17 protein-coding genes are annotated in these 19,171 nt (G+C 46.0%); 7 read left to right on the forward strand and 10 right to left on the reverse strand.

All coding sequences use genetic code 11. The annotated features are described in order from the left end of the window. Window positions 1–68 precede the first annotated feature (68 nt). Window positions 69–1,550 carry a cryptochrome/deoxyribodipyrimidine photo-lyase family protein gene (locus R7Q11_RS03805; RefSeq protein WP_225466199.1) on the reverse strand — a complete coding sequence of 494 codons (1,482 nt, stop codon included), beginning with the start codon at window positions 1,548–1,550 and terminating at the stop codon, window positions 69–71. 109 nt (window positions 1,551–1,659) lie between these two features. Here R7Q11_RS03805 and R7Q11_RS03810 point away from each other — a divergent pair, with 109 nt between their 5' ends. Continuing rightward, window positions 1,660–1,965 carry a DUF6482 family protein gene (locus tag R7Q11_RS03810; protein WP_225466200.1) on the forward strand — a complete coding sequence of 102 codons (306 nt, stop codon included), beginning with the start codon at window positions 1,660–1,662 and terminating at the stop codon, window positions 1,963–1,965. Window positions 1,966–2,033: 68 nt separating this feature from the next. On the opposite strand, the gene R7Q11_RS03815 is transcribed toward R7Q11_RS03810, so the two are convergent. Beyond that, window positions 2,034–3,014: a rhodanese-related sulfurtransferase gene (locus R7Q11_RS03815; RefSeq protein ID WP_005374899.1), complete on the reverse strand. Its 981-nt coding sequence runs from the start codon at window positions 3,012–3,014 to the stop codon at window positions 2,034–2,036. 464 nt (window positions 3,015–3,478) lie between these two features. Next, window positions 3,479–4,774, reverse strand: a complete 1,296-nt coding sequence (locus R7Q11_RS03820) for an alpha/beta fold hydrolase (protein ID WP_172563937.1) — start codon at window positions 4,772–4,774, stop codon at window positions 3,479–3,481. Between the two features lie 210 nt (window positions 4,775–4,984). Between R7Q11_RS03820 and R7Q11_RS03825 the strand changes: the two genes are divergently transcribed. Further along, window positions 4,985–6,142 (forward strand): D-alanyl-D-alanine carboxypeptidase family protein, encoded by a 1,158-nt coding sequence (locus tag R7Q11_RS03825; RefSeq protein ID WP_225466201.1) that lies wholly within the window; start codon window positions 4,985–4,987, stop codon window positions 6,140–6,142. An 84-nt stretch (window positions 6,143–6,226) separates the two neighbouring features. On the opposite strand, the gene R7Q11_RS03830 is transcribed toward R7Q11_RS03825, so the two are convergent. Next, entirely contained in the window at window positions 6,227–8,884 is a 2,658-nt protein-coding gene (locus R7Q11_RS03830) for an alpha-amylase family glycosyl hydrolase (RefSeq protein ID WP_064354957.1), read from the reverse strand. Between the two features lie 129 nt (window positions 8,885–9,013). Further along, window positions 9,014–10,477: a helix-turn-helix domain-containing protein gene (locus tag R7Q11_RS03835; protein ID WP_198039124.1), complete on the reverse strand. Its 1,464-nt coding sequence runs from the start codon at window positions 10,475–10,477 to the stop codon at window positions 9,014–9,016. A 167-nt stretch (window positions 10,478–10,644) separates the two neighbouring features. Between R7Q11_RS03835 and nfsB the strand changes: the two genes are divergently transcribed. Both nfsB and R7Q11_RS03845 read left to right on the forward strand, forming a co-directional pair. After that, window positions 10,645–11,298, forward strand: coding sequence for an oxygen-insensitive NAD(P)H nitroreductase (gene nfsB / locus R7Q11_RS03840; RefSeq protein ID WP_064354956.1), 654 nt, complete (start codon window positions 10,645–10,647; stop codon window positions 11,296–11,298). A gap of 69 nt (window positions 11,299–11,367) precedes the next feature. After that, the gene (locus R7Q11_RS03845) at window positions 11,368–11,658 is read left to right on the forward strand and encodes a putative quinol monooxygenase (RefSeq protein ID WP_005374925.1); all 291 of its coding nucleotides are present in this window, start codon (window positions 11,368–11,370) and stop codon (window positions 11,656–11,658) included. On the opposite strand, the gene R7Q11_RS03850 is transcribed toward R7Q11_RS03845, so the two are convergent. Further along, a complete protein-coding gene (locus tag R7Q11_RS03850; protein ID WP_225466202.1) occupies window positions 11,655–12,578 on the reverse strand; it encodes a LysR family transcriptional regulator in 924 nt (307 codons plus the stop codon). The two genes, R7Q11_RS03845 and R7Q11_RS03850, sit on opposite strands and share 4 nt — an antisense overlap. A gap of 132 nt (window positions 12,579–12,710) precedes the next feature. Here R7Q11_RS03850 and R7Q11_RS03855 point away from each other — a divergent pair, with 132 nt between their 5' ends. Further along, window positions 12,711–12,929 carry a VF530 family DNA-binding protein gene (locus R7Q11_RS03855; protein WP_005374929.1) on the forward strand — a complete coding sequence of 73 codons (219 nt, stop codon included), beginning with the start codon at window positions 12,711–12,713 and terminating at the stop codon, window positions 12,927–12,929. A gap of 1,401 nt (window positions 12,930–14,330) precedes the next feature. On the opposite strand, the gene R7Q11_RS03860 is transcribed toward R7Q11_RS03855, so the two are convergent. Further along, window positions 14,331–14,780, reverse strand: coding sequence for an acyl-CoA thioesterase (locus R7Q11_RS03860; protein ID WP_225466203.1), 450 nt, complete (start codon window positions 14,778–14,780; stop codon window positions 14,331–14,333). A 210-nt stretch (window positions 14,781–14,990) separates the two neighbouring features. Here R7Q11_RS03860 and R7Q11_RS03865 point away from each other — a divergent pair, with 210 nt between their 5' ends. Further along, window positions 14,991–15,755, forward strand: a complete 765-nt coding sequence (locus R7Q11_RS03865; RefSeq protein WP_225466204.1) for a ferredoxin--NADP reductase — start codon at window positions 14,991–14,993, stop codon at window positions 15,753–15,755. A gap of 180 nt (window positions 15,756–15,935) precedes the next feature. Beyond that, window positions 15,936–16,382: an RDD family protein gene (locus R7Q11_RS03870; protein WP_047102393.1), complete on the forward strand. Its 447-nt coding sequence runs from the start codon at window positions 15,936–15,938 to the stop codon at window positions 16,380–16,382. Between the two features lie 59 nt (window positions 16,383–16,441). Here R7Q11_RS03870 and R7Q11_RS03875 read toward each other — a convergent pair whose 3' ends face one another. From R7Q11_RS03875 to R7Q11_RS03885, 3 genes are all read right to left on the reverse strand, one after another. Next, a complete protein-coding gene (locus R7Q11_RS03875) occupies window positions 16,442–17,113 on the reverse strand; it encodes a DUF2057 domain-containing protein (protein ID WP_017634411.1) in 672 nt (223 codons plus the stop codon). 216 nt (window positions 17,114–17,329) lie between these two features. Next, the gene (locus R7Q11_RS03880) at window positions 17,330–18,478 is read right to left on the reverse strand and encodes an AI-2E family transporter (protein WP_005386936.1); all 1,149 of its coding nucleotides are present in this window, start codon (window positions 18,476–18,478) and stop codon (window positions 17,330–17,332) included. Next, window positions 18,471–19,157, reverse strand: a complete 687-nt coding sequence (locus R7Q11_RS03885) for a potassium channel family protein (protein ID WP_017634413.1) — start codon at window positions 19,155–19,157, stop codon at window positions 18,471–18,473. Before R7Q11_RS03885 ends, R7Q11_RS03880 begins: the two co-directional genes overlap by 8 nt. Between the last annotated feature and the right edge of the window lie 14 nt (window positions 19,158–19,171).

Genomic DNA, 19,171 nt, shown 5'->3' on the forward strand with positions numbered 1-19,171 from the left:
ACTAGTTGAGGGTACAACGGGTTCCCTGGAGTGTGTTTGCATTTGTACGCATTGTGATTGAGAGATGATCATCGCGTCCTACTTTCTTTTGAGGGTCTAACATGTCGCGCAAGAATTCGTCTGCCTTCTTGTTTCACATCGGCTCGTTTCCGCCACGTCCATAAGCGCTCTCTTGCTGCCTTAGCTGCGTTGTCTGGTGTGATAATAGGTGCAAGGTAACGGCTATCTGGCTGCAACTGATACATGACAGCTTCCATCTGGGTCATTGTCCAAGGCTCGAATAAAAGAGGGGGAGGAACCATTTGCAATTCAGGTACCCACTTGTAGATGAACGTGCCGTCAGGATCATGTTCTTGGGCTTGCTTGATCGGATTATAAATACGGATTGTGTTAGTCCCGGTTACTCCTGCTTGCATTTGGAATTGTGGGTAATGAATTCCGGGCTCAAAGTCGAGAAACAGTTGCGCTAAATGCGTTACACCTACTCGCCAATTCATGTTCATGTGGTGAGTAAGAAAGCTAACCAGCATGGCACGCATGCGAAAGTTAATGTAACCAGTGTGGTGCAAACAGCGCATGCAGGCATCAATCAAAGGTACGCCGGTATGCCCAGATTTCCATGCTGCTAACTTTTCTTCATCGAAAGTACTACTTTGTTTAATCAATGGTTCGTAAGCCCGATTAACGCAGTAAAACTCCATGTCGTATTCCGATTCGAATTTTTGGATGAAGTGACAGTGCCAATGAAGCCGTGAAGACAATGCAATTAAGCTGCGACGAAACCCAGCGACTTGCCAGTGTTTCAAAAGGTATTGATAAACTTCACGCAAGGATATGTTACCCCAAGCGAGATATGGAGAAAGTCGAGTACAGGCTGTGCGTGAGGCTGTGGGACTAGAAATGCTTCGATAGTAATCACGACCTCGACGATGGAAAAAGTCCTCTAGTGTTTTCCAAGCGAGCCGGCTTCCTCCCGTTTGCATTCCTTTGCATTTTGATCGCCAGGATGATGGTGGCGAAAACGAACAGCCGAGAGCTTCTGCATCCAATGAATGCAATAAGTCGGTTTGGAGCTCAATAGGGCTTATTGAGGCTCTCATGACAGAGTCCCAATGTTTGTCCCAACCTTGCCGGTTTTTTGCACCTCTGATAACAGCACCGTGTTCGAACTCAAACCAGTCGATGTTCTGCTCATACAGCCAAGCGGCAACTTGTTTGTCGCGTTCAAAGGTGCAGTTGAGTCCTATTTCTTGGTGAGAAAAAACAGCGTTGATTTGATATTGCGCTTGAATTGATTGAAAACATGCTAAGGCATCGTCAAACAGCACCGTGATTCGATGCCCATATGCTTTGAGCGTCTCATCCATGTCTTGCAGTGATTGCCAAACAAATCGCCAGTGGCGCTCAGAATAGTGTGGGTTGTTCAATAGCAATGGTTCAACAATATATAAAAGCACAGTTGGGTGCTTTGTTGATAATGCTTGAGTTAGTGGTTGATGGTCAGTCAGCCTTAAATCTCGTTTTAACCACACGACATTGATTGTTTGCATCGGAATCCTCTTTAGTTTCCGATGTTGTACGCAAGTAAACCGAAGAAATCTCATCCAATGATCGGTTTTATTCTACAAAACGTAGAGGTAACTTTTAGGGAGGTGACACATGGCAATACCATTGAGTAAGTTACAAAAATACTTCTATGTAGACAAATTGGTCATTCATTCGCTTGATCTCGCATTGTACCAGGCATCTGTCGTGATTGATGGAGAAGCGCAATTTATCACTGATGACAACGGTATCTTTTTGAGGGCTCACTCCCTGATCGAGATGCAAAAGAAGTGCAGGAATATCAAAGCAAATAAGCAGGTTTTAGTACATCAAAGTGCTTATGATGAAATGGTGGGGCTACCCGAAGGCAAAAGAGACTATCAACTAGAGGTATTGGTGAGGGATACAAAATTGTATTGAAAGAGTATTGGTGCGTAGTAAAAGCGAGCCACCTTACGGCAGCTCGCTAAATATAAGGAGAGTTGGGCTTAGTCTTGTTTACGCTGCGCTTCTTTTTGCGCGTACTTAGCGGCACGTCGGGCTTCTCTTTGCTTGGCACTTTCACCACCAACATGCTGCTCGCCTCGCTGCTCTGCAAGAACAACTTGTTTTTCACGCTCGCGGAATCGAGCAATTTGTTCTTCTGAGTGTGTGCCGTGACATTTTGGACAGCTCACGCCTTGCTCGAACAATTCTGACTGTTTGTCTTCTTCAGTGATCGGTAGACGACAAGCGTTACATAAATCGTAATCTGCTTTTTCTAGCTGGTGGTTCACTGCAACACGACCGTCAAATACGTAACAATCGCCTTCCCACATGCTCTCTTCTTGAGGAACTTCTTCAAGATATTTAAGAATGCCGCCCTCTAGATGGTAGACCTCATCAAAGCCCTGTTCTTTCATGTAAGCCGTTGATTTTTCGCAGCGGATACCACCGGTACAGAACATCGCAACTTTCTTGTGTTTTGCCGGGTCCATGTTTTCTTTTACATAGTCTGGGAATTCACGAAAGGTTTCAGTATTTGGGTTTACAGCGCCTTTGAATGTCCCGATCTCGATTTCGTAATCATTACGTGTATCGACAACAAACACTTCAGGATCAGCAATAAGATCGTTCCACTCTTGAGGTTTCACGTAAGTACCCACTACGTGGCGAGGGTCTATACCTTCAACACCTAATGTTACGATCTCTTTTTTCAATTTCACTTTGGTGCGATTGAATGGCTGGGTCTCAGAATACGACTCTTTGTATACGGTGCCAGTCAAACGAGGTTCGTTGTTTAGCCACTCCAGTAGCGTATCAATACCTGCACGATCAGATGCAACTGTGCCGTTGATACCTTCACTTGCCAGTAGTAATGTTCCGCGAATATGGTGTTTTTCCATCAACGCAAGTAATGGCTCGCGTAGCTCTTGATAGTTATTCAGCTCAACAAACTTGTACAGCGCACAAACTACATACTGACTCATGAGGTTTCCTTTAAAAATACAGGTGGTCAACGACCTTAAAATTTTAGCGGCACGAAGTATACCTGACTAAACTAGTCGGAAATACGGACAAATTATACGGATATTATGAGTAGGCGGGGCCTGGCGGTCTTTGATAGGGAGAGCATGTCCGCAGGTGAAGCCGCTATGTGTTCAAATTATAAGCATTAATTATAGTGAGTTAGGTAGGTTGGGGCCGATACTTTTGGTTTAAATTTATGCTGTTATTCTGTTTTAGGCCCTTCAAAAAAGTTAGGCGCAAGAAGCACCAAATAATCATCGGAGTCATTGACAAGGAAAGGACATGTCGCAGTTTTATACATGAGGTGGTGAGGGATAAAGGTTTAGGGACAAAGAGTGAATGACTGATCGCCATTGTTCATAAACCGCTATAAAACGCCTTTTCACCACATACTGAAAAGGCGTTTTTCTAACGTCTGCCGTGCTTATTTCAACGTAGCTGCGGTCTGTTTGCCCATGGCGATGAGCCTGTCGAGAATACGTTCACCGTCGGCACGTAAGCCGTTGTGCTCGTACTCATTGGTGATCCACGCTTTTGAGTTTGGTATTAACGCGAGCGTCTCTCGGCTGATATCCATTTCAACAAACATATCATCGGCGTAAACGGCGCAACTGACAGGCACTTTGTTCTGAGCCAGTTGTGTTTGATCGTACAGCGCAGTCCAATCTTTTTTCGCTGCCAATATTTCTGCGGCGTCTTTTAGTGGTTTGAGGTTAACGTATTGGTCGAACATCCATGGGAAGACCATTTCCCCCGTAAAGTAAAATGGCTTGCCAGATTCATAATTAAACTCTGATCGGGTTTGGCGAACGCGGTGCGCACTCCAATTCGACGCGAAGCTTTGGCAGTAAATCGATTCATGCAAAATGGCGTAGATCGGGTTGGTTTGGAAGTTTTGCTGCGCCAACATATCGTTTAAGAACTCATAACGAAGTTGTGGTTTGCCGTTCACTTCAATCAACGCGCTTTCTAGCCAATAGTAAGTTGGTAAGAAAGTATCACTCACACCAAAGTTGATGCCGATTTGTTGAAATTGCTCCACTGTGAAGCGTTGACCATTTGGTAGGTACTCTTCATTTTCCAGCAAGTGATTCGCAATGTTTTGGCAAAGTTGTTGCGCATTGGGAAATTGTTGGAAGAACGCTTGGTTTTTCTCCATGGTGCGTTTGAAAGTGGCTTCATACACATCGTCGGCATGACGTGAGACTGATGGCACGCCACCTGTGATGTAGCTTTGTAGCAAGCTGTCTGGGAACAAAGACAAATAGGTGAGGGAGCAAAACCCACCAAAGCTTTGACCTAAGATCGCCCATTTTTCGACGCCAAATTGCTCACGAATGTATTCCGCGTCGCGCACGATGTTATCCGCTCGGAAGTGGCTCAAGTAGTCTGCTTGTTGCTCTGGCGTGAGGTGAGCAAGCGTCTGGTGATTAATTACGCTGCTGTTGCCCGTACCGCGCTGGTCGAGAAGCAAAACTCGGTACTCTTGCAGCGCGCGTTTTACCCAGCCGTTATTGCCGTTTTGACGCGGAGAGGGAAAGCCAGGTCCGCCCTGAAAGTAAACCAACCAAGGTTTGGTCGATTCTTCCTCGCCAACTAGGCAAACCGCACGGGCGAAGACTTCAATGGTGCCTTTGCTCGCGTTTTGGTAATCCAGAGGAACGGTAAAACTGTGGGGAGTGTAATGCAATCCTGCGTCGATAAATGATTGAGCGTTCATTGTTATCTTTATTTCCTTATTGAGGGGTAGCGCTACTTTACTGCGAATGGCGCGAAGAACCAACGCTATTTCCCAATTGCCTCTTCAGTTCTATACCTTGGTCAAATCAATGTAAGTTCAAGAAAATGAAACGATTAGCGACTGGTGCAACTGGTTGAGTGAGCTATGCTCAATAGAGTTGCGACAAAGTAAGAGCATGGAGGAAGTCGGATGAAAGTGTCACTGGCTCGATGGATTATTGTGACTTGTTTAATAAGCGTACCTACTTTTGCCGTTGTTACGCCCAACCCACCTCAATTAAAGGCGAAAGGTTACGTATTAATGGACTTTCAATCCGGTGCCATTATTGCCGAGCATAACGGGCGAGCAGGCCTTGCTCCGGCGAGTTTAACCAAGTTGATGACCGCTTATGTAGTTGGGCAAGAAATCAAAGCGGGGCGTTTGAATTGGGATGATGTTGTCACCGTGAGCGAAAACGCGTGGTCGGCCAAGTTTCCCGGATCTTCTAAAATGTTCATCAAACCGAAAGATGAAATTAGTGTTGCGAACTTAATGCGCGGCGTGATCATCCAATCAGGAAATGACGCGTGCGTTGCACTGGCTGAGCACGTTGCAGGCAGTGAACGCGGCTTTGTCGCCTTGATGAATGGTTGGGCGGAGAAATTAGGACTGCAAGACACCTATTTTGTGAACTCCCATGGTCTTGATAGTGATGGCATCCAAACCTCACCAACCGATATGGCAAGACTCATGCAGTCGATCATCAGCGATGTTCCTGATGTGTATGCGCTATACAGCGAGAAAGTCTTCAAGTGGAACGACATTACGCAGTACAACCGCAATAAGTTGTTATGGGACAATTCCATTGATGTCGACGGGGGCAAAACCGGCTACACCAGCAATGCCGGATACAGCTTGGTGAGCTCGGCCAAAGAAGGAAGAATGCGCCTTATCTCGGTGGTGATGGGTACGCCAAGTAAACAGGCTCGGATCAGCCAATCGAAGAATCTACTCAGCTATGGTTTTCGTTTTTATGACACCAAGCAAGTTGCTAAGCAAGGCCAAGTTGAGTCTAAAGTTCGCGTTTGGAAGGGAAATACCAATAAAGTTGAGGCGATCTTTGCTAAAGATGCCTATCTCACTCTGCCTCGTTCAATGACGGCTGGGCTTGATAAGAGTGTGGTGCTAAATGAACCGTTGATTGCGCCGATCGCGCAAGGAGACGAGATTGGTAAGATCGTTTGGAAAAGCGATGACAGTACCGTGGCGAGTTATCCCTTGGTCAGCAGCCAAGCGGTAGAAGAGGGCTCGTGGTTCGGTCAGCTTTGGGACAGTCTGGTGCTGTGGGTGAAATCGTTCTTTAACTAGAATAAAAACGAGCAGAAGTGTCTTTCTGCATTTTTTTGTTGATGGCCGCCCAGCTAAACGCTGGGCGGTGTTTTATTTAACGGTTTATTCCGACAAGGTGATGATTGGTAAATCGTCCCAAATCTTACTTTCATCCGATGCGCCACCGGAGAAGTTCCAAGGGCCTTTGTCTTGTTCTAGCGGACGGTAAGTTGCCGAAAGGCCGTCTAAGTCCCAAGTCGTGACATAGAATCGGATTCCATCGAGCGACTCTGGGCGGCCTAATGCATCGCTAGCAAAGTCCATAGAAATGGTGTTGTTGGCTTTGTCTACTGTCACTGTTGGTGCTGGAGTTACGGCTTCTCCCCATGTCGTCGCATTTGCTCCTTTGGTGCTGTAAATCGAGCTTTGCCAGCCAAAAACAACCGCATTGCGACTCCAGGTTCCGTTTGGCATAGAAGCGTTGATCTTCGGTAGCTCAGACAAGTTGGTTGCGGCTTCTTCCGGTAAATCAATAAAGATGGTGAAACCCACGTGGTCGAAGCCGTTTGGTGGCAACCAAGTGTCGGTGATTTTGTCCATAGTGAAGGTCAAACGTACGTTACTGCCAACGGTAAACACTTCTGCTTTGTTGATCGCGAGTTGGCTGTTGTCTTTGTCGAACGTTGGATCGGTTGGTAATGAGTAGTTGCCATTAGGGCCGCCCACGCCGTCTTGTGCATCGCCCGCATCATCAATGGTGTTGTCCGGCGTGTTTGACCAGCTTAGGTTGGAGACAAAATTCACGTCCTCGATGCCTGCTTTTTTCTCGGTGGAATAAATCGCGAAGCGGTGCTGTTGCTCGCCAATCGCAAAATGACGAGTCGACAGCGTGACACTAAACTGACCATCAGCACCTACAGTAATGGTTTGCGCTGTTTCCAAGTTACCATCGACGACGAGGTTCAACTTCTCGTTGGCGTTCGCACTACCCGCGATAACAATATCACCAGTGATGGTTTGCCCTTCCCAATCCTGTGCCAGTTGGATTTTGAGGTCTGGGGTATCTACAGATTGATTGCTGCTTGTTTTTGAGTAAATCACTGCTGACTTGGATGGCAACTCAAGGGTTACGTTACCATTTTCATCTGCGACTAATTGCTCTGGAGCGTCTGCCCAGTTCGACATGATTTGTTGCTGGAAAACGGTGCCGTCCGCTTGCTCTACATCGAGTTGGTTCATCAACATTGGGGAATTCGATGTGTTCATTACCACTAAGACTTCGTCGTTATCCAAAGTGCGGGTAAAGGCGAACACACCGGCGCCAGCTTTATCGCTGCCAATGACTTTCATTTCGCCGCGTGTCATGACTTTGTTTTCGGTACGTAACTTAGCAAGCTCTTGGATGAACAAGTACATCTCGCTGTTTTGGTCGAATGAATCTACGTAGTCGCCGTCTTCACGGTAACCGCCAGCAAACATCGCATCGCGCGCTGCTGGCATCGCTTGCTCTGTACCTTGGTAAATCACAGGAATACCGGGTACGCTCATCATGGTGATCAGAGCTTGCTTCATATCGTTGACACTGCCTTGCGATAGAAAACGTGGCATATCGTGGTTATCAATGAAGTTCGGCATGATGTATGGATTTGGGAACATCTCCATCATTTTCTCAAGACGGAAGCGTAAGTAATCGGTCGGTTGCCCTGATGCAAATACGCGCGTCATGGTCGCTTGCAATGGGAAGTTCAGTACCGAGGTTAGCTGTTTCGGCGAGCCACTTTCACCGATGTAAGTCAGCATCTTCTCTTCGCCTTCGGTGTGGTAAGGCGTCGATGTTTCGAATACTTCACCAAAAGTGAGGAAGTTGTCACGACCGGTATCAACCGCTTGCGTCATCACACCATCGTCGGCGTGTAGGAAGTCATTCCAGAAATCGTGTTCAACAAACTTCACCGTATCGATACGGAATCCGTCGACGCCGACTTCGCGAATCCATTTTCGGTAGCTCTCTTTTAAGTAAGCGCGCACTTCGGGATCGGACGTATTAAGGTCATCCAAATCAGAGAGTTGCCAGGTTTTTTCTTGTACCGGATCGTTGTGGTCGGTGATGGTTGGCGTCCAGTGGTAGCTGCCTGTGCCGTCTGTTTTACACTCGTTCATGTTGAGCGGGTATGGCAGTTCTTGCCCGGCGTGTAGCGCATTTTCAATCAAACGGAAGCCTTGGCAAGGTAGGCTTGGATCATAACTGTAAGGATCATCGTAGGTGAAGAAGTTGCCTACATGGTTGGTCACGATGTCCTGAATTAAGAACATGTTACGCGCATGCACTTCGCGTGCTAACGCTTGGTAGCTTTCCATGTCGCCAAAGTGTTCATCCACTTTTTGGAAATCGCGCGCCCAGTACCCGTGGTAGCCGCCGTAGTTTTGCTCTGCATCCCACCATTGGTTAGCAACTGGCGGAGTAATCCAGATCGATGTGGCACCGAGATCTTCGATGTAGCTTAACTTATCACTCACGCCAACGAGGTCGCCGCCGCTGAATTTTTTATCCGACGTCGGATCGAATTCGTTTTGCCCTTGATCATTGAGAGCGCTGTCGCCGTCGTTAAAACGGTCGATCATCAGGAAGTAAATGATTTGATCTTGCCAATCAGGAGATGCCACGTGGCTGCCTGTATCGATTGGTGTGGTTTCGTCGCTTCCACAGCCAGAGAGAGCAAGAGCGATCGCTAAAGGAAGTATTTTTATTTTATTCATTGGGTTAGGTAGAGTTTCAAACACAGTTTCTGCCTCCGTTATGCAGTAATGCAGAAACGATAAAGCAAAGGTTTGAAATTGAGAGTGTCATTTCACGCCAAAAAAGACGTGAAATGATGTCACGAAGAGACGATTTTGATCTGACCGACAGTTTTAATTGAGCGGTTGCACAATAGGATATTGTATCGGGTAATGCTCTTTCGCGAGCTCGTTGCCGGATTCATCATAAAGGCGGAAACGGCACTGCTTTGTAGTTTGAGTGAGCGATAATTGCAGCACCCAACAAGCATAATGTAGCGAGTGTTTGGTTAAGCGCATTGCGTGAGGTGTGGGGTCATCATCGGCGTAACAGTCAATCCTCGCAACGTTTTCAAGTCGGCATGCCAGTTCGATAAAGAGCGTATATTGCGCCCCAATGTTAATAAGTTGCCGAGTCGGGACAATATATTCCGTTGCGCCAATTAAAAGCCCCTTAGAAACTACATAATCACGCTGGTGGTTATTCTCAATGTAACGCTCCCCATCGACTTCGTAACACAGGCGAAAGGTAAGGGGATGCGCCACCGGAAGTTCGGTCGTTGCCCAGAGTTCGGTGCCATGACTTAAAAAACGCTCGAAGAAGGCGGGGTAGCGCCGCCATGCGCCATCACGGTCACGGCATTCTACCGAGACCACTTTTTCAAACGCAATATTGTCCACTTCCATCCAGATTTTGCCGACAGGTTGGTCGATGTGGTTATCGTCGAAGGTATTGGCTTTGGCGTAGTACAAGCGGATCGGTTGCTGATTTAGCTGAGTTCGGTTATCCAAACATTGTTGGCGATACTGCATGGGTGAAAACGGATACCAACGACGAAAAGTGCGGTGAAAGTTCGATGGTTCTTCGTAACCAAGTTGATAGGCGATTTGCTGCGTTGTGAGTTGGGTGTCGGCAAGCAAAGTGAGTGCTTGCTTTCTTTTCGCGAAATCAACGCATTGAGAGTAGCTCATTTGCTTCTCTTGCAGTCGACGTTGCAAGGTGCGTTTGGAGACGCCCAGTTGCCTTGCCGCTTGCTCTAACTTGAGCGCGTAATTGCTGTTTTTGATGAACAAGGCGTTCAAAACACTCAGTAATTCTGGTTGCTCAATTGGCTGGTGAGAAAGCAGCAAATAAACATGTTTCACCAGGTCAAACACGCTTGAACTCGTTTTAGAATCTCGCGTTTCCCCTAGAAAAATATCGGCCGCGAGTGGATTGCTGGCTTGAATTTGTACCTGTATTGATTCGCTTAGCTCAAGCATTTCCAATTGCATTTTGAGCAAGCCAAACACCGACTCCGCCCAATTTGGCATATCGCCCGTTCTACATTCGACTTGCAGATGGATTTGGGCATCACCATGCTGCAATGTGACGTACAAACGGCGGTCGAATAATGAGACACTTTTACTCCACCAAAGCAGCCCTTCTTGGAGGTTAGGCGCTTCTTTCAACATCATGCATTGCAAGGCCACCAACTTCTCAATGTGCCAATATTCGCCGGCAATTCGAAGGTGATTGTGACCGAGCTTTTTGCACAGAAAGGATGTAATAACGTTATCTTGAGGCAGCATGAGTTGAGTTTGGTTGCGAGCAAACATGCATTATTGCCGAAAAGATGAAGAAGTTCAGTGAGAACGCTCAAAGCCTTTCTTATCGTTTTATTTTCAAATTTATTTTGAAAATGTTTTTAATCGAAATCGGTTTTTCCCTTTATCTCATGAGGTTATGCTGTTACTCAGCTTAAACTCATTAATTGGAGAGCCTCATGGATATCGTACAAGCTGCAAAATCTCGTTACTCAACGAAAGTGTTTGACCCAACGCGCAAGCTATCTCAAGAAAAAATCGATGCAGTTAAAGAGCTGATTCGTTTTAGTCCATCGAGTGTGAACTCCCAGCCTTGGCATTTCATTCTGGCAAGCACAGAAGAAGGCAAACAGCGCATCGCTAAAGCGGCGCAAGAGAATTACGCGTTTAACGCGGCGAAGATTCTCAACGCATCTCACGTATTGGTGTTTTGTGCAAAAACAGGCATCGATAACGACTACATTGAAGCGCTAATGGTGCAAGAAGAAAAAGATGGTCGATTCCCAACTGAAGAAGCGAAAGCGGCTGTGCGCGGTGGTCGTAGCTACTTTGTGAACATGCACCGTTTTGATCTGAAAGATGCAAACCATTGGATGGAGAAACAAGTTTACCTCAACGTGGGTACGTTGCTGTTGGGTGCTTCGACGCTAGAAATTGATGCAGTACCAATTGAAGGGTTTGATCCAAAAGTGCTGGATGAAGAATTTGGCTTGCGTAAAAAAGGTTATACCAGTGTTGTGATCGTGCCGCTTGGCTACCACGCGGAAGATGACTTCAACGCGAAAACGCCAAAGTCTCGCTGGGACGCAGAAACCGTATTCACCGAGATCTAATTCGAGCTTACTTACAGGTGACGTAGAACCCCGTAATCAATATATAAATCGCAAAAGAGTGATAAAACGATGATCCACTTAGTCGCAGAAGTGAAAGCCTATCCAGATAGTAAGGATCAGGTGGTGAATTTGCTTGCTGGTTTACTAGAGCCAACTCGTAAAGAAGAAGGCTGTTGCCAATACGAGTTGTATCTCGACGAAAAAGTTGATGGCCTATTTATGTTCCAAGAAATCTGGGCGTCGCAAGAGGCCTTGGATAAGCATTTGCAAAGCCCGCATATGGCGACGTTTCTTGAAACATTGGAAGAGAATGATTGGGTTGAATATACCCAGATTCGTCCTCTTCGATTTATCGCCTAATGACAGAAGGTTGCCAGCACGTTGGCGCGTTGCTGGCAGCATTTTTGTTGGATAAAGTCGCGGAAAGTCCGAATCGTTGGCGTCAATAATCGACGATCGGCACATACCATGTAGAGCGGCACTGGGCCGCAATCCCATTCTGGTAACACTCGCACCAATCTTCCCTCGATTAAGTCTCGGCTAATGTCCATCAATGATTTATTCGCAATGCCTTTGCCTTTTATCGCTAACCGGTGTGGCAAGTCACTATCGTTGCTCATCAAGTTACCGCTGACCACGATTTGTTCTTTCTCGCCGTCACGCGTGAGCGTCCATTTGTTGTAGACCGAATCCGCGACCATGTAGCACAAGCAGTTGTGTTGCGTTAAATCGGCAGGAGAGGCGAGTTCTGGATGTGTAGCTACGTACTCTGGCGATGCACATAATATCCGTTCGTTTGACCCACACAATGCCAATACGACCAGATTGGAGTCGGCCGGTTCGCCGTAGCGAATCGCAATATCGACAGGCTTGGTATACATATCCGTCAAGCTATCGGACAGCTCTAGTTTGATGGAAACATTTGGGTAGAGATCGATGAACTCATCCACCCAATCGAGCAACATATTGCGACCAAAATCGGAGGGCGCAGTAATGTGCAGTTGACCAGATAACTCGCCACGCGCACTTGAGATCTGATCCAACCCTTCTTGCAATGTTGCCAACGCTTGCGTGGTTTTGTCTAAAAACAGTTCGCCCTCTGAGGTTAAACGCAGGCTTCGGGTAGAACGCACAAACAGCGGGAAACCGATTTGCCCTTCAAGACGCTTAATCGATGCGCTAATGGCGGCAGGTGTCATGTCCATGCTGTTAGCGGCTTTTGAAAAGCTGCCTTGGCGCGCGGTTTCGACAAAAATATTGAGGTCGTTGAGGGCTTTCATTGTGAAAAGGGCTTTTAAGAAGTTTGGGCTACTATAGGGGAGAGTCGTAGGCCAATTCAAGGTTAAAACATTAGGTTGCACGGCGAGTTTGAGTTAGATTAGCGCGCAACTTCACTTTACCGGATCAATAGCATGAGCCAACAGCAGCCGAATAACCCACTTCACGGGTTGAGTTTAGAGAAAATCGTCACCCGACTAGTTGAACACTTTGGTTGGAATGGCATGTATGAGCGCGTTCGTGTGAACTGTTTCAAGAAAGATCCTTCAATCAAATCGTCGCTGAAGTTCCTGCGTAAAACGCAATGGGCCAGAGATAAGGTGGAAGCGCTGTACATCGAGACATTCTGCTAACCGCTCTATGGTCTGCAGCAAGCGGCAAGCAGATTCTTAGTCTCGCTTTGGCTCGCTAGAATGACGCAGCTTTTCTTATCGCGTAGGCTGGAAGAGTCGCGCTGCTGATGCGTCTAAAGCGAGATTCCGGATGGTCAAATAGGCTCGTCTGGAATCGCTTTTTTAGATGGTTTTGTAGAGGTCAGAGCCAAACTCGAACCGTCATTCTGAACCGCGAGGAACGAGCGTGATTCAGAATCTACTCTCAGATTGTATTGAGTTTATTCATGGCTTTATGGTCTGCAGCAAGCGGCAAGTAGATTCTTAGTCTCGCTTTGGCCCGCTAGAATGACGCAGCTTTTCTTATCGTGTGGGCTTGAAGAGTGGCTCTGCTGTTACGTCTAAAGCGAGATTCCGGATGGTCAAATAGGCTCGTCTGGAATCGCTTTTTTTGATGGTTTGCAGAGGTCAGAGCCAAACTCGAACTGTTATTCTGAACCGAGAGGAACGAGCGTGATTCAAAATCTACCCTCAGATTGTATTGAGTTTATTCATAGCTCTATGGTCTGCAGCAAGCGGCAAGTAGATTCTTAGTCTCGCTTTGGCTCGTTAGAATGACGTAGCTTTTCTTATCGCGTAGGCTGAAAGAGTCGCTCTACTGTTACGTCTAAAGCGAAATTCCGGATGGTCACATAGGTTCTTCTGGAATCGCTTTTTTAGATGGTTTTGTAGAGATCAGAGCCAAACTCGAACCGTCATTCTGAACCGCGAGGCACGAGCGTGATTCAGAATCTACTTTCAGATTGTATTGAGTTTATTCATGGCTTTATGGTCTGCAGCAAGCGGCAAGTAGATTCTTAGTCTCGCTTTGGCTCGTTAGAATGACGTAGCTTTTCTTATCGCGTAGGCTGAAAGAGTCGCTCTACTGTTACGTCTAAAGCGAAATTCCGGATGGTCACATAGGTTCTTCTGGAATCGCTTTTTTAGATGGTTTTGTAGAGATCAGAGCCAAACTCGAACCGTCATTCTGAACCGCGAGGAACGAGTGTGATTCAGAATCTACCCTCAGATTGTATTGAGTTTATTCATGGCTTTATGGTCTGCTGCAAGCGGTAAGTAGATTCTTAGTCTCGCTATGGCTCGCTAGAATGACGTAGCTTTTCTTATCGCGTAGGCTGAAAGAGTCGCTCTACTGATACGTCTAAAGCGTGATTCAGAATCTACCCTCAGGATTTTATTGAGTTTATTCATATCTCTATAGGCCTGCAGCAAGCGGTAAGTAGATTCTTAGTCTCGCCTTGGCTCGCTAGAATGACGCTAGTTCTCTTATCGCGTAGGTTGGAAGATTAGCCATACGTTATTCCCGACAGCGATGAAGAATCGCTGTCGGGAACCTCGCCTTTAATCTCTCATTTCTTGCTACTATAAATGATGCGTGCTACCCACAGTTCCTTCCAAATCTAAAATCGACTGGCGAACGTGGTCTGGAATCGCCGCTTTTACGTTGTTCTTAAAATCAAACATCACACCAGTGGCGGTCGCGATGGTCGCAATTTTACCCCACTTCTTACTCAGCACTTGGTACTCCATCGTGATGCGATCTTCTTGCATGTCGATTACGCGAGAACCGACTAATAGCGTGTCTGGGTAAGTAACAGGCAATTTGTAGCGGCATTGAGTCTCGCTCAGTACTGGTCCAATTTGCGAGGTCTGCAGGTCGACCAGCAGGTTAATTTTGTTGAAGTAATCTAAACGTGCGGTCTCGAAGTAGCGAAAATAGACCACGTTATTAACGTGTTGCAGAGCATCCATTTCACCCCATGCGACTTTTATCTCTGTGATAACGGGAAAGTCCTTTAACAGTGTGTCCATTTTTATAGCTCCTTTTTCATCTGCTTTGCCACAAATTGCGACGCGACTTATCACTTTGAGCATTTATTCTAGATGTAATCATTTAATATGTAATAAAATTGTTTTTAAAATGTGAAATGAAATAGTGGTTTGATTATGTAAACTAGAAACTTTACATAATCGAGTTGAAGGCGTAAGTTTAACTAAGAGTAACCAGATAGGAGGTGTCTCATGATTGAACTCAAAGGTTTCAACCTCGCAAGAGTTGAGAAACGCATTGATTGGACAGGTGAGCTGTTCAGTTTGAGAATATCTGGCGCGCCTCTTTCCTTTAAAGCTGGCCAATTCACCAAGCTTGCTTTGCTTGATGATGAAGGTAAGCCGATCAGCCGTGCTTACTCTGTGGTTAATGCACCAAGCGAGCAATTCGATTGGTTGGAATTTCTAATAGTAGCCGACCCTCAAGGACAACTTTCTCCACGGCTCCAAAAGCTTAAATCTGGTGATAGCATTTATGTCGGTGCCACCGCACATGGCGATTTAATCCATGACTCTATTCCTAAACAGGCTCATGACCTGTGGCTGCTATCTACAGGTACGGGGATTGGACCGTTTTTGTCGCTGCTGGATGATATAAACCTACCGCCTCACAATGAGCGCATTGTGCTGGTTCATGCCGTTCGTTTCGAAAAAGATCTGGTTTATAAATACCTTATTGAACAGCTTCAGCAACGATATGAAGGCAGATTAAAGTATATACCGATAGTCAGCAGGGAAGTGGTTGACGGTAAATTACAAGGCCGAGTTCCTGAACTCATCGAATCGGGTTTACTGTCCAACGCCGCTGATGCGCCATTCTCAGCTCAGCGTAGCTTTGTCATGATGTGTGGGAATCCACAAATGATCAAAGATACCGTGCCCGTTTTACAAGAGCTAGGCTTGGAAAAGTATCGCCATCAAACTGGGGGAAATATCATTTACGAACGTTACTGGTAGCGTTTTGTTAAATTGATACGGTTATGCTCAAGATGTAATGATTACTTTTGAGATACGACCGCGATTTAGTATGTTCTTAGTTGAATATTATGTTGGCAATACCTAAACTGCGCTCACCATTGCGCGTCTGTACACTCAGTCATTCTCGCTTAACCAATTACATTGAGGTGACTGAAGTCCATGTATGCATTTATCGCGAGCAAGCAACAGAGAATCATTGCTGGTTTTATCGACCTGCTCTTTACGATGGTGGTCGTGTTAATAATTGCATTGAGTATTAACTCTTTTCTTAACGACTTTCAGCTCTCTTTAGCAGATAACCTCACGCTTGTTCGTGAAACTCAGGCGTTTTACTTGCTTTCTTTACCAACGGTTTTAATGATCAACTGGAATGCATTGAGTCATGGGCAAACCATTGGTATGCGCATGATTGGTATTAAAGTTGTAATGAAAAATGATAGTAAGGCAACGAAAGTTACAGCAGGGTTAAGGCTTGTTATTAGCTACTTACTGGAGATGCTCATTCCGGGGATCCCGTTGGTAAATTTGGCATTGTTGTTCTTTCATCCGGAGCGACGTTTGTTGCATGACTTGATCGCCAATACTAAAGTTGTCCAAGCTTCCTAATTTTTGATCAAAAAAGCCACGTGAAGTGGCTTTTTTAATATCGATAAAGTTAACCAGATTTACTGTTGATTAACATATTTCTTAAAGCGAGCTTTGGTTTCTGCGTCTGCTTTTTGGTACCAGAAGTGCAGCATCTCTTCAGCTGTCGAATCCGCTTTAACCGCAGTTGCTCTCACTTGCTTCATATCCGCAGGAACCTTTGCAGGAAGCGTGACTGGCTGCATGGTTGCTGCGCCAGCAAAAGCCACGGCTGCTGCACCGCCAGCTTGGTTATAATCTTCGATTTCACGCACGTAATCACGACCGATTTGCATACCCGGTTTGAGCAACTTGTCCTGGTCAACCGCGATTGCGTTGCCAGAATCATCAACCAGTTTCCAATCTAAGTCTTTGATCTTCTCTTCCGCATCACGTAGGTTGCGGTATTCTGGCATTTGTAGAGTGAGTTCGGCATTGGTCGCGTCAAATCGTGTAACGATAACATCGCTTTCAACACTTAAACGGTCATTACCTTGGTTGAAGTAAGGGGCGAAACGAAATACGACTTGGTTAAGGCCATCAGGTAACGTCAGTGTTCTTTCAGAGGCGAAAAAACCACCCGAAAGATCTGCTTTTTCACCGTTAGCCGCTAATACTGAAACGTTGTCAGGAACACTCACGGTTACATCTGCGAATGCCATGCCACTCATTGCGAGAGCAAGCGCACAAGTTAAAGGCTTGATCAATTTCATTGTTTTTATCCTAAGCAAATTAGTGGTCATCGAGAGTGCATCGTTCATTGCCCGATTGCAACTCCCAAGTGTAATAAGTATGAAAATTTAACAAGAACGTCATTTTTATCGCATTTATTACGACGAAACTGTGATCCAAATAGAATCAAACCGCTGAAATTCAGCGGTTTGATATCATAACTTATAGATTAAATTTCTTTCTAACTTATTGATTTATTAAATGCCAGCACCATGTCCAGGTTCTGATTGGTCATCAGAAGCGTCTTGTTGTTCTGCCATTTCTTCTTGCTGTTGTGCTTTCTCAATGCTCAACCACCAAACAAATAACTCATACCAAATTGCTAGGATAACGGCACCTAAGAACAGACCAACGATGCCGTAGAAAAGCATACCACCGATGGCACCGAGCAGAATCACAGGCATTGGCACGTCGACGCCACGTCCCATTAACATTGGTTTGAACAGGTTTTCAGAAAGAGCCGCAACTACGACCCAAACAGTAAACATGGTTGCTGTTGAGGTGTCTTGGGTCATGTACATGAAGCCAATCACAGGTAGCACAGCGAGCAACGCCGGGAGCTGAGCGATACACAAGATCATTAGAAGCAGTGTGAGTAAACCTGCTGCGGGAACGCCAAATACGAAGAAACCAGCACCGATCAACAGTGCTTGAATCGCCGCTACACCGACTACGCCAAGCAGTACGCTTTTAATTGTCGCAGCGATAAGCGTGGTCCAGCTTTTTGCGTTTTCACCAGCGGTACGAATCGCGATGGTTCTTAGGCCTGATGCCGCAGATTCAGAGTACGTCATGAAACCTGCTGCAATCGCAAGTGACAAGATTGAAAGCAGTAAACTTCCCAATACGCCCCCCAGTGTACCCAGTAAAGATGTGAGTCCTGCCTTTATTTGTGGCATAAAGGTTTGAATCGCTTGCTCAAGATTAGTAGCGAATAGGGTCCACACTTCGTAGAGCTTATCACCCACGATAGGCCAATCCGCTACGGAAGGTTTTGGCCCTGGTATTTTCACTTGACCATTTTGTAGTACTTCAAGCGCGTGCGTTGCACCATCCACAATGGAGCCTGATACCATAACAAGTGGCGTGACAAGGAGGGCAATACCAAGTAAAGCAATGGTTGTGGCTGCCAGACCTCTGCGACCACCATATACACGCTGCAATTTTTGGGTAAGCGGCATTAAAGCGACGGCTATAATAGCGCCCCAAATAACCGGAAGTATGAAGGGTTTGATGATGTCGTACGTAAACATCAGCAAGACAAAGATCAAGCCAATGCGTATTGCTGATTCCACCATATTACTGATGAAAAGCTTACTGTCGATTTTTACCGATTGTTTATCCATTTTTGTTTACCTGATGATCAATGTTAGAACTGACGAGACTTGAAACAACAATCGCCATATAAAAAACACCTGTGATGGCCTCTAAATACACCACGACTTGAGCCAGTGGTGTTAGAGGACTAATGTCGCCATAACCGAGCGTGGTTAAGGTAACGAAACTGAAATACGCTGCATTGGAGAAGTTCTGCCCCCAAGAAATCGCTTCCATACCAGTAAAGGCTTCAGGCGAAAACTCAAGCAGAATGAGGTAGGCAATCGCCCACATCAGACCAAGCAGCAAGAAAAGCGCTACCGAGCCAATGACTTTGTTGCTGTTGACATGGCCGGTGAAAAGAATCTGTCTTGCGATGGATTTAAAAGTGCCGAAAAAGAACGCAAAGGTAAGGGCAAGCATCACCACATTCATCTCTCTGATGTCGAAAACGGTCTTGATCACAATCACAAGAACCCAAACACCAAACAGGCTGTAGAGGAAACGAGACCAGGTTTTGTCAAAGCGAAGGCTCGCAAAACAGACGATAAACGTCAGAACCGTGAAAGCCTGAAGTATGTGTTCAATCGTCCCTTCACCTACGACTTGTGCCATCGCACTTCCTAACAACAAAATCACTAGCGCTAAGGTTAGATAGAAGAAGTTGTTTTCTTCATTAATGTTTTTGAGGTTTTTACCAATGACCATGGCTCTTCTCACTT

The organism is Vibrio sp. 970, assembly GCF_033339075.1.

Coding starts and splice junctions, on each gene's coding strand:
- R7Q11_RS03805 (WP_225466199.1), bottom strand. CDS start 1,550: ATGCAAACAATCAATGTCGTGTGGTTAAAACGAGATTTAAGGCTGACT.
- R7Q11_RS03810 (WP_225466200.1), top strand. CDS start 1,660: ATGGCAATACCATTGAGTAAGTTACAAAAATACTTCTATGTAGACAAA.
- R7Q11_RS03815 (WP_005374899.1), bottom strand. CDS start 3,014: ATGAGTCAGTATGTAGTTTGTGCGCTGTACAAGTTTGTTGAGCTGAAT.
- R7Q11_RS03820 (WP_172563937.1), bottom strand. CDS start 4,774: ATGAACGCTCAATCATTTATCGACGCAGGATTGCATTACACTCCCCAC.
- R7Q11_RS03825 (WP_225466201.1), top strand. CDS start 4,985: ATGAAAGTGTCACTGGCTCGATGGATTATTGTGACTTGTTTAATAAGC.
- R7Q11_RS03835 (WP_198039124.1), bottom strand. CDS start 10,477: ATGTTTGCTCGCAACCAAACTCAACTCATGCTGCCTCAAGATAACGTT.
- nfsB (WP_064354956.1), top strand. CDS start 10,645: ATGGATATCGTACAAGCTGCAAAATCTCGTTACTCAACGAAAGTGTTT.
- R7Q11_RS03845 (WP_005374925.1), top strand. CDS start 11,368: ATGATCCACTTAGTCGCAGAAGTGAAAGCCTATCCAGATAGTAAGGAT.
- R7Q11_RS03850 (WP_225466202.1), bottom strand. CDS start 12,578: ATGAAAGCCCTCAACGACCTCAATATTTTTGTCGAAACCGCGCGCCAA.
- R7Q11_RS03855 (WP_005374929.1), top strand. CDS start 12,711: ATGAGCCAACAGCAGCCGAATAACCCACTTCACGGGTTGAGTTTAGAG.
- R7Q11_RS03860 (WP_225466203.1), bottom strand. CDS start 14,780: ATGGACACACTGTTAAAGGACTTTCCCGTTATCACAGAGATAAAAGTC.
- R7Q11_RS03865 (WP_225466204.1), top strand. CDS start 14,991: ATGATTGAACTCAAAGGTTTCAACCTCGCAAGAGTTGAGAAACGCATT.
- R7Q11_RS03870 (WP_047102393.1), top strand. CDS start 15,936: ATGTATGCATTTATCGCGAGCAAGCAACAGAGAATCATTGCTGGTTTT.
- R7Q11_RS03875 (WP_017634411.1), bottom strand. CDS start 17,113: ATGAAATTGATCAAGCCTTTAACTTGTGCGCTTGCTCTCGCAATGAGT.
- R7Q11_RS03880 (WP_005386936.1), bottom strand. CDS start 18,478: ATGGATAAACAATCGGTAAAAATCGACAGTAAGCTTTTCATCAGTAAT.
- R7Q11_RS03885 (WP_017634413.1), bottom strand. CDS start 19,157: ATGGTCATTGGTAAAAACCTCAAAAACATTAATGAAGAAAACAACTTC.